This window comes from Leucobacter sp. GX0328 (assembly GCF_053567315.1).
In genome coordinates this window covers 416,574-425,920 of the sequence record NZ_JBSGPC010000002.1, presented here as the reverse complement: position 1 = coordinate 425,920, position 9,347 = coordinate 416,574, and the positions used below count along the sequence as shown (strand labels likewise).

Here is a 9,347-nt window from a genome sequence, read left to right as displayed (position 1 = left end):
TCGAGCAGGGACGCAAATCAGCCCGGAGCCCGGAGGCGGGCCCCCGCCCTAAGCCGGAAGCGCGACGTCGGCGCGGATGCGGGCGACGACTTCCGGCGGGCTCGTGCACTCGCCGAGCCGATTCGGCTTGCCGTCGCCGTGGTAATCGCTCGCGCCCGTGACCTCGAGGCCGAGCGACACGGCATGCGCGGCGAGCGGCGGCAGCCAATCGGCCCGATTCTCGGGATGGTCGAGCTCGACTCCACCGAGTCCCGCCTCCGCGAGCTCCGCGAGGTCGTCGACCGGGAGCGGCCGACGCTGACGGCTCGCGGCGGGGTGCGCGATCACCGGGAACCCGCCGGCGTCGCGCACGAGCCGGATGGCGTTCGCGGTGTCGACCGCATAGGTGTCGAGGTAGTAGGGCGAGGCCGGCGAGAGCATCTCGGCGAAGGCCGCGCTGCGATCGACGGCGTAGCCCGCCGCGACCAGCGCGTCGGCGATGTGCGGCCGCCCGACGGTGCGCACATCGTTCGAGCCGACGACCGCGTCCCACGAGATCGCGTACTCCCCCGAGAGGCGGCGCACCATCTCGCGCGCCCGAGCCAGGCGCGATTCGCGTATTTCGGCGAGCGTTTCGAAGAGCTCGCCGGCCTCGGGCCGGATGCCGTAGCCGAGCAGGTGCCGCGACCGCCCCCGATGCTTCGTGGTGATCTCGATCCCGGGCACGAAGTCGACTCCGGCCGCGGCGGCCGCTTCGCGCGCCTCGCCCCAGCCGTCGATGGTGTCGTGGTCGGTGAGCGCGAACCCGGTGAGCCCGATGCGGGCCGCCTCGCGCGCGATCTCGGCCGGAGAAGTCGTGCCGTCCGAGAACGTCGAATGGGTGTGCAGGTCGTAGCCCGCAGCCGGCATCGATTCCATCCCCTCATTCTAGGCGGCCGGGGCGCTCGCGGTCCGCTCCGCCCTCGGAGCGGACCGCTGACCGCAGGCTGGCATGATGGAGGCATGAGCGCACACGAGCAGCAGACGCACGACGCGACGATCGATCACAGCAGCCGCAGCACGACCCCGCGGTCGACCGAGTTCCTCGAGTACATCTCGAGCGCCTGGGCCGAGCGCGCAGAGCCGCTGCCCGAAGCGCATGCGGCGGCCCCGTTCGCGGCGGCTCGTCGTGCCGCACTCGGCGCCCAGTTCGTCGGCGAACGGCTGGTGATCGCCGCGGGTGCGATGAAGCAGCGCTCGAACGACACCTTCTACGGCTTCCGCGCGCACAGCGCCTTCGCCCACCTGACGGGCTGGGGCTCGGCGAGCGAGCCGGGGGCGGTGCTGGTGCTCGATCCCTGCAGCGAGGCAGCGCCGGGCGGCGCGGGCGACGGCACCGTCGAGGCGCCAACGCACACCGCGACGCTCTTCTTCCGCGAGGCGGCCGGGCGCGACAGCGACGAGTTCTTCGCGAACCCCGAGATCGGCGAGTTCTGGATCGGCGCTCGCCCGACTCTGGCGCAGGTCGCGGCCCTGCTCGGGCTGGCCACTGCCCCCCTCGCGGAATTCGAGGCGCGGGACACCGATCGCACCCTCGACGACGCGGAGCTCGCCCGCGCGGCGTCGGAGCTGCGCCTCGTGAAGGACGCCTACGAGGTCGCCGAGATGCGGGCCGCCATCGGCGCGACCGCGCGCGGTTTCGACGAGGTGCTGGCCGCCCTTCCCGAGGCGAGCGCGCACCCGCGCGGCGAGCGCATCGTCGAAGGGGTCTTCAACCAGCGGGCGAGGCTCGACGGCAACACCGTCGGCTACGAGACCATCGCGGCCGCGGGGGCGCACGCCTGCACCCTGCACTGGATCCGCAACGACGGCGCCGTACCCGCAGGCGAACTGCTGCTGCTCGACGCCGGCGTCGAGCTCGACAGCCTGTACACGGCCGACATCACGCGCACCGTGCCCGTCTCGGGCAGTTTCAGCCCCGACCAGCGCAGGGTGTACGAGGCGGTCCTCGAGGCGGCGGATGCGGCTCTCGCGATCGTGCGGCCCGGCATCCGCTTCAGCGAGGTGCACGACGCCGCGATGGCGGTCATCGAACGCCGCACCCGCGAATGGGGGCTGGAGATGCCGGTCGCAGGCACCGATACCGCCTACCACCGCCGCTACATGGTGCACGGCACGAGCCACCACCTCGGCCTCGACGTGCACGACTGCGCGCAGGCGCGGCGCGAGATGTATATGGAGGGCACCCTCGAACCCGGGATGATCTTCACGATCGAGCCGGGTCTGTACCTCCAGCCCGACGATCTCACCGTTCCCGAAGCGCTGCGCGGCATCGGCGTGCGTATCGAGGACGACATCCTGGTGACCGAGGACGGCTGCGAGAACCTCTCCGCGGCGATCCCGCGCACCGCCGACGAGGTCGAGGAGTGGCTGCGGAACGCGCGCTGATCGACCCTCACCGAGGGTTCTGACACGCGCGGGGTACAATCGTCGCACTGTGCCTGCCATGACTCGACCGACCTCCCCCGGTCTCCGACGCCTCCGACGCGTGCGCGTCGCGGGCGGGGTCGCGGTCTCGGTGCTGCTGCTCGGCTCGGCGGCGCTCGCCCCGTTCTCGGTCGACACCGCGCTCGCCGACGAGAGCAGCGTCGCCGCCCAGTTGCAGCGGCATCAGGGCTTCACCGCTGCTGCTGCCGAGTCGCCCGCGCTCGATTCCGAGGTGCCCATCGCCGAGGATGCCACGGCGGCGCCCGGCGCCGCGGGACCGCCGGCCGCGGCCGAGTTCACGCTCGACCAGTTCATGTCGAAGGGCGTCGTCAACTGGGGCGGCTACAAGTTCACCTACTACAGCGAGCAGGTGCTGCCCGGCCCGGGCCTCGACATTCCGGGGCGCCACCTGAATGCGGCCGGATACGTGAGCGATGACCAGGGGTTCATCGTGCTCGCGGGGTCGGCGCCGAAGGGCACGGTCTACGAGACGCCCTTCGGCTACCCGGGCAAGATCTACGACCGCGGCACCGTCGGCAACCATCTCGACGTGTACATCCGCTGATCGCGCGAGTGCGCTCTCCCGCGCAGGGCGCTCAGCCGGCGACGTCCCCGTCGACGTAGACCCAGCGCCGCTCGGGCCCGCTCCGCGCGAAGCGACTGCGTTCGCGCTGCGCGAACCGCCCGGACGGGGTGCGCCCGATGGCGGTGAACTCCACGACGCCCGCGCGGTCGAAGGGGCCGCCGCCTTCGGTCGCCTCGATGAGCAGACGGAGCCATCGCACCTCGTCGTCGATCTCGAGCGCCTCCGGCCGGTTCCGCGGGTGCCAGGTATCGAGCAGGTAGTCGGCGAGCCCGAGCACGAAGGCGCTGTAGCGCGACCGCATGAGCCGTTCGGCGGTCGGCGCCGGTTCCCCGCCGTGCAGCGGGCCGCAGCACGCGCTGTAGGGTTCGCCGCGGCCGCAGGGGCAGGGATCGAGCGCCGTCATGCGTGCCAGCGTAGCGTTCGGCGCCGCACCGCCGCGAGTCGGGTGCGGCGCGGCCCGCGCGCCCCGAGAATCGGGATAGGATGGGAGGGATCGGCGCCCTGCGCCCCACCGACATTCGCGAGGAGACAACGTGAAGATCCGCACCCGCATCGCCGCAGCCGTGACCGTGGCACTCGCCTCGGTATTCGTCGCAGCCCCCGCGTTCGCGCACGAGGGCGAGGAGCACTCGATGTTCTCGAGCGCGGGCACCCCGGTCGATGTCGTGGCGATCTCGATCGTCGGCGTCGTACTGCTCGCGGTCGTGCTCATCGGCAGCACGCTCGTCGGCAATCTCTTCGAGAAGAAGTAGACGCCGCTGCTTTAGCCGGCGAAGGGCGGGGCGCAGTTCTGACGAGCTGCGCCCCGCCCTTCGTCATCTCCGTCGGCTCTCCCCCGGCTCCCGCATCCACCCTGCGCGAGACGACGGTGCGAATCTCGCTTCCCCGGATGTGTCTCGTGCACAAGGGTTCGTCTCGCGGTCGACGGGAGCATCTCGCGGTCGACGGGAGCATCTCGCGGCCGAAAGACATGCGATCAACCGAGCGGTTCGCCGGCGATGCGCGCGAGCGCGGCGAGATGTCCCTCGACCGCGTCGCGACCCGCGGCGGTCAGCGCGACCCAGGTGCGCTTGCGGGCATCGCCCGACCCGGGCGAGCTCTCCTTGCGCAGCCGGAGGTACTCGGCGTCGGCGAGCAGCTTGAGGTTCTTCGAGAGGTGCGCATCGCTGACCTCCAGCGTATCGCGGATCACCGCGAACTCCACCTCGTCGGTGCGTCTGAGCAGCGCGCAGATGCGCAAGCGCACCGGCGAGTGGATGAGATCGTCGAATGCGGCCCGCCGATCGGGCGCACTGCGACTCACTTCCCCGCCCCGCTGTCATTCGGCGTCCCGTTCCGCGCGAGCTCCTGGCGCAGGGCCGCGTCGTAACTGCGGCCGATGACGATGACGCCGACGAACGCGATGATCATCGGCACCAGCACCCAGGCCGTCGGCAGCGCCGCCAGCTTCACCGCGAGGCCCGCGACGAAGCTCACCGCCATCAGCACGATGAGTGCGATCATGAACCCGCGCGAACGCCGGCCCGCCGGTTTCGAGACCGCGACGCCGTATCGCTTCGCGTAGACCCGCGGCAGCAGCGCCATCGAGATGATGCCGAAGACGACAATACCGAGGCCGAGGCCGTTCGGCAGCGCCTGCGCTGCCACCATCGTCGCGACGATGGTGGCGAGCAGCGGGTGGTACCACCACGGTGTCACGAGGGCCGCCGCGAGCCGGGCGCCGTCGGTGCCGACGCTCGCGAGCAGCTCGCGGGCGCGCTCCGCCGATGCGCCTTCGCTCGCGTCGTCGCGACCCTCTTCGAAATCACTTTCCATATCGGCAAGCATAATGTCGCTTGCCGAACTGTCAAGCGTTCTCGTCGGGCGCGCCCGGAACGGGCTGGGGCTGATCCCTGACGAAGAAGGAGATCGCGAAGCCGACCGTGCTGACCGCCGCCCCCACGATGAAGGCGATGCGCGTGCCCGCCGCGAGCGAGTGCGGCGTCACCGCCTCGGCGGAGCCCGCGACCGACACCGATACCAGCGTCATCACCGTCACGAACAGCGCCGTGCCCGCCGCTCCCGCCACCTGCTGCGCCGTCGAGATCATGGCGCTGCCGTGCGAAGCGAGGCGCTTCGGCAGCGAACCGAGCGAGACGGAGAACAGCGGCGTGAACACGCCAGCGAGGCCGACGCTGAGCAGCAGGTGCGTGCCGAGCACCTGCCATACGCTGGTCGCGTCGGTGAAGAGCCCCATGCACCACATCGAGAGCGCGGTGACGCCCGTGCCCGGTATCAGCATGAAGCGGGCGCCGCGGCTGTCGACCATGCGCCCGACCGTCGGGCCAAGCAGGCCCATGAGCAGCCCGCCGGGCAGCAGCAGCAGGCCCGTGACCAGCGTGCTCTCGCCGAGCACCTTCTGCACGTAGATCGGCAGCAGGATCAGCGACCCGAAGAGCGCCATCGAGCTGAACGAGAACAGCAGCACCGACAGCGCGTACGGGCGCGTCTCGAAGGTGCGCAGGTCGAGCAGCGCGCGGTCGTCGCGCTGCAGTCGCAACTGTCGGGCCACGAATGCCGCGAGCGCGAGCGCTCCGACGACGAGGGCGACCCACGGCGGCATGAGCGCGTTGCCGTTCGCCGCATCGCCGATCAGGCTGAGCCCGTACACGAGCCCGCCGAACGAGAGCACCGACAGCAGCACCGACAGCACATCGATGCGCGCGACGCGGAGCATGCCGACGTTCGGCATCTTCACGGCGCCGATCACGAGCGCCGCGCCGGCGACCGGCAGCACGAAGATGAACAGCCAGCGCCAGTCGAGCACCTCGAGTATCAGCCCCGAGATCGTCGGCCCGAGCGCCGGCGCCACCGAGATGACGATCGCGATGCGCCCCATGAGGCGACCGCGCTGGCGCTCGGGAACGAGCGTCACCACCGTCGTCATGAGCAGCGGCATCATGATCGCCGTGCCGCCGGCCTGCACCACCCGCCCGAGCAGCAGCATGGTGAAGCCCGGGGCGGCGGCGGCGATCAGCGTGCCCGCGGTGAACAGGCTCATCGCGACGATGAAGAGCGGGCGCGTGTCGACGCGCTGGATGAGCATGCCGGTGATCGGGATCACGACGCTCATCGTCAGCAGGAACGCCGTCGTCAGCCACTGGCCGACCGCCGCGGTGATGCCGAGGTCGTCCATGACGGGCGGCAGCGCCACGCTCATGATCGTCTCGTTGAGGATGACGACGAAGGCCGAGGCGAGCAGCAGCCAGATCGCGAGCTGTTCGCGGGCGCCGAACTCCGGCTCCCCCGCATCGCCGAAGGGTTCGGAGTGGGCCGAAGGTGAATCAGACATAAGAGGTCAAGCCTACCGGAATCTCCGCGCTAGTTCTTCGCCGCACCGCTCTTTTCTGCCGGAGACTTTTCAGTGACCGGCTTCTCCGTCGCGGGCTTCTCGGTCGCGAGCTTCTCCGTCGCGGGCTTCTCGGTCTGAGAGTCCTCGGTCGCGGATCTCTCGGCGGCGCTCCGCTCCGCCTCCTGCCACTGCGTGCAGGCCGTCTCCGCGTCCGCGGGCAGCCCGAGCGCCTCTCGAGCCTCGGCCGCTGCGACGCCGGCGTCGGCCGCCCCCTTCCACGAATAGACGGTCGCCTTCTCGATGGGCAGGTCGGCGACCTTCTCGGCCTGCTTCGCGTCATCGCGCAGCGTGTCGCGCACCGCCTCGACCTCGTCCACGGCATCCGCCGGCCAGGCACGATCCTTCGGTTCGAGCTGCCCCGCGGCACGCTCGCTCGCCTCGCCGACCGCGAGCATCGCCTCGGAGAAGCCCTCGGTGCCGTCGTCGCCGCGGGACTGGGCGATCCGCAGACGATCGACCTCCACGTCGAGCTCATCCCACGCTTCGTTCACCGGGCACACGGCCGACAGGTAGAGCCCGCCCGCCTTCGTCGCCGACAGCACTTCCGGCTCCGGCGGCTCCTCGGGAGCGGCGGCCTGGCAGCCGATGAGCAGCAGCGCGGCGGTCGCGGATGCTGCGGCGCCGGCTGCTCTCCAGGTCCTCGTACGCATCATCTCAGAATAGCGCGAGGGGGATGGGATTATGGTGGGCTCATGGCGAGATACCAGGACGAAGCCGCAGCCGCAGCAGACGGCTTCACCATCGTGCACCAGGCCGACCGGCACCGATACGCCCTGCTGCAGCAGCCCGGTGGCGAGGCGGGGCCCGGAGCGCCGGAACCCCGCATGATCGGCGAGGCGCACTATACCCTCATCGGCGACGACGCGATCGATTTCGATCACACCGTCGTCGATCCGTCGCTGCGCGGCACCGGACTCTCGGGCGTGCTCGCCCGACGCGCGCTGACGGGCAGCGCGGCGGACGGCCGACGCATCCTTGCATCGTGCTGGTTCATCGAGGGATACCTCGCGAAGCATCCCGAGCTGCGCCGAGACGTTCCGCAGTCGCAGAAGCGCGAGACGCACGACGAAGGCTGAGCGCCCTCGCCTCACTTCTCCTTGCGGGTGCGCATGCGCAGGCGTGACGGCTTCGCGCTCTGCTGCTGGATGAGCTCCGTGAGGTCGCGTTCGATGAACTGCTGGATGCGCCCTTCGCGCGCCCCGCGGTACTCGTCGTTGTCGCCGCCGCTGTAGTACGGGTGCGACGCGCGCTCCTTCAGCGAGTCGCCGATCTCCGCCCAGGCGAGATCGCGTGCGCGCCCGGCCGTCTCCGCGAGGAACTCCTCGTCCTCGACGCGCTTGCGCAGCTCCTCCGCGACCCCGGCGTAGACCTCGCGACGATGCTTGAGCGTCGTGTTGTCGCCGATGCCGTAGTCGGATTCGCTCCACGAGCTGCGGCCGGTATCGCGGATCTCGCCGATCATCCGCCCGATGTGCTCGGCGTCGTGCTCGCGCTCGTCGGCGAGCTTCTCGGTCGCGCTGCGCACCATCTCGATGATCTCGGCCTTGTCGTAGTCGACGTGGCGCTTCAGCGCGTTCATGATGATGTCGTTCTTCACCGTCATGCGCACCGCGACATCGGCGACGAGCAGCCCCTGCTCGACGATCTCCTCGACCGGAGCCAGCACACGGCGCGGCAGGCGCCGCGGTCGCCCACGATTACGCTTGCGCTTCTTCCACCAGTTGAACACGGCCCCCCTCTCGACAGCTTCGCACTCGAACCGCTTCCATTATCGCCGATCGTCCGGCATCGCCGACACCCAGATCGACGAGGAGGCCGCCGGCCCCAGGCTGATCGGCTCGCCGGTGCCGGCCAGCTGCACCGTCACGGTCTCGGCGTACGGTTCCGACGGCAGCAGCTCGAGCTCCGCGTCCACGACGATGCCGCGCGAGGCGAAGTACTGCAGCATCTCGTTGTCGGCATCCGAGATGCGTTCGACGCGCACCCGACCCGGGGCGCTCGCGAGCTGCAGCACGACGGCATCGGGGCGGTGCACGCGACCATCGGCGCCGGGGATCGGATCGCCGTGCGGATCCCGGGTCGGGAACCCGAGCACCCGGTCGACTCGGTCGACCAGTTCGTCGGAGACCGCGTGCTCGAGGCGGTCGGCCTCGTCATGCACCTCGTCCCACTCGTAGTCGAGCATCTGCACGAGGAACGTCTCGAGCAGCCGGTGGCGGCGGGTCATCGCGACGGCGTGCTGATGCCCGATCTCCGTAAGGGTGACGCTGCCGTACGGCGCGTGCCCGATGAGCTCGAGATCGGAGAGCTTGCGCAGCGCATCCGAGACGGTCGACAGCCGCACTCCCGCCGCTTCGGCGATCGCGGAGTTCGTCACGGGCGCCTCGGACCACTCCTGCAGGCTCCAGATCACCTTCAGGTAGTTCTGCATGCTCGGCGAAATACTGTCAACACTCACCCCGCCAGGGTACTCGCTCGGGCCGAGCGCGGGCCCGATCCGCACGCCCTGGTGCTCGGGCCCGCGGAGGAGGACACTGGAAGCATGGACATCAGGATCAAACGCGTGTACGAGAACGCAGAACCCGGCGACGGCTACCGGGTGATGGTGGATCGGCTCTGGCCGCGCGGCATCGCAAAAGAAGCGGCGCACCTCGATCTCTGGGACAAGGATGTCGCCCCGAGCCCCGAGCTGCGCCGCGCGTGGCACTCCGACGTCGACGGGCACTCCCCCGAGCACTTCGCCGCCTTCGCTGCGGACTACCGGTCGGAACTGGCCGACGGGCCTGGCCTCGCGGCGCTCGACTCCCTCGCGGAGCTCGCTCGGGCGCATTCGCCGCTCACCCTCGTGTACGGCGCGAAAGACGAACGGGTCAATCATGCCGTGGTGCTGCGCGACGCGCTCATCGAGCGGCTCGCCGGCTGACC

Annotated in this window: 13 protein-coding genes; 5 read left to right on the top strand and 8 right to left on the bottom strand. The window is 70.4% G+C overall.

Annotated elements, in window-relative coordinates; all coding sequences use genetic code 11:
* Positions 1–48: 48 nt before the first annotated feature.
* Positions 49–897, bottom strand: a complete 849-nt coding sequence (locus ACUYTF_RS10185) for a PHP domain-containing protein (protein WP_449279718.1) — start codon at positions 895–897, stop codon at positions 49–51.
* An 84-nt stretch (positions 898–981) separates the two neighbouring features.
* Between ACUYTF_RS10185 and ACUYTF_RS10180 the strand changes: the two genes are divergently transcribed.
* Positions 982–2,406 (top strand): aminopeptidase P family protein, encoded by a 1,425-nt coding sequence (locus ACUYTF_RS10180; RefSeq protein ID WP_449279717.1) that lies wholly within the window; start codon positions 982–984, stop codon positions 2,404–2,406.
* Positions 2,407–2,464: 58 nt separating this feature from the next.
* A complete protein-coding gene (locus ACUYTF_RS10175) occupies positions 2,465–3,010 on the top strand; it encodes a hypothetical protein (RefSeq protein WP_449279716.1) in 546 nt (181 codons plus the stop codon).
* Positions 3,011–3,041: 31 nt separating this feature from the next.
* On the opposite strand, the gene ACUYTF_RS10170 is transcribed toward ACUYTF_RS10175, so the two are convergent.
* Positions 3,042–3,434 (bottom strand): YchJ family protein, encoded by a 393-nt coding sequence (locus ACUYTF_RS10170; RefSeq protein WP_449279715.1) that lies wholly within the window; start codon positions 3,432–3,434, stop codon positions 3,042–3,044.
* Positions 3,435–3,564: 130 nt separating this feature from the next.
* Between ACUYTF_RS10170 and ACUYTF_RS10165 the strand changes: the two genes are divergently transcribed.
* Positions 3,565–3,783, top strand: a complete 219-nt coding sequence (locus ACUYTF_RS10165) for a hypothetical protein (protein ID WP_434142752.1) — start codon at positions 3,565–3,567, stop codon at positions 3,781–3,783.
* A gap of 224 nt (positions 3,784–4,007) precedes the next feature.
* Here the strand turns inward: ACUYTF_RS10165 and ACUYTF_RS10160 are convergent, their stop codons facing one another.
* The 4 genes from ACUYTF_RS10160 to ACUYTF_RS10145 are packed head-to-tail and all read right to left on the bottom strand — an operon-like array spanning position 4,008 to position 7,072.
* Positions 4,008–4,334, bottom strand: a complete 327-nt coding sequence (locus tag ACUYTF_RS10160) for a transcriptional regulator (protein ID WP_434142751.1) — start codon at positions 4,332–4,334, stop codon at positions 4,008–4,010.
* Positions 4,331–4,846 (bottom strand): hypothetical protein, encoded by a 516-nt coding sequence (locus tag ACUYTF_RS10155; protein WP_449279714.1) that lies wholly within the window; start codon positions 4,844–4,846, stop codon positions 4,331–4,333. The genes ACUYTF_RS10160 and ACUYTF_RS10155 overlap by 4 nt, the downstream gene beginning before the upstream one ends.
* Positions 4,847–4,877: 31 nt before the next feature.
* Complete coding sequence (locus tag ACUYTF_RS10150) at positions 4,878–6,362, bottom strand: MDR family MFS transporter (RefSeq protein WP_449279713.1); 1,485 nt, start codon at positions 6,360–6,362, stop codon at positions 4,878–4,880.
* Positions 6,363–6,391: 29 nt separating this feature from the next.
* The gene (locus tag ACUYTF_RS10145; RefSeq protein WP_449279712.1) at positions 6,392–7,072 is read right to left on the bottom strand and encodes a hypothetical protein; all 681 of its coding nucleotides are present in this window, start codon (positions 7,070–7,072) and stop codon (positions 6,392–6,394) included.
* Between the two features lie 42 nt (positions 7,073–7,114).
* Here ACUYTF_RS10145 and ACUYTF_RS10140 point away from each other — a divergent pair, with 42 nt between their 5' ends.
* On the top strand, positions 7,115–7,498 hold the full coding sequence (locus ACUYTF_RS10140) for an N-acetyltransferase (RefSeq protein ID WP_434142745.1): 384 nt from the start codon (positions 7,115–7,117) through the stop codon (positions 7,496–7,498).
* Between the two features lie 11 nt (positions 7,499–7,509).
* Here ACUYTF_RS10140 and ACUYTF_RS10135 read toward each other — a convergent pair whose 3' ends face one another.
* Together ACUYTF_RS10135 and ACUYTF_RS10130 are read right to left on the bottom strand one after the other, a co-directional pair.
* Positions 7,510–8,151, bottom strand: a complete 642-nt coding sequence (locus tag ACUYTF_RS10135) for an asparagine synthase (protein WP_434142744.1) — start codon at positions 8,149–8,151, stop codon at positions 7,510–7,512.
* Positions 8,152–8,190: 39 nt separating this feature from the next.
* Entirely contained in the window at positions 8,191–8,880 is a 690-nt protein-coding gene (locus tag ACUYTF_RS10130; RefSeq protein ID WP_434142743.1) for an iron dependent repressor, metal binding and dimerization domain protein, read from the bottom strand.
* Positions 8,881–8,964: 84 nt separating this feature from the next.
* Between ACUYTF_RS10130 and ACUYTF_RS10125 the strand changes: the two genes are divergently transcribed.
* Positions 8,965–9,345, top strand: a complete 381-nt coding sequence (locus ACUYTF_RS10125; protein WP_434142742.1) for a DUF488 domain-containing protein — start codon at positions 8,965–8,967, stop codon at positions 9,343–9,345.
* The last annotated feature ends 2 nt before the right edge of the window (positions 9,346–9,347 follow it).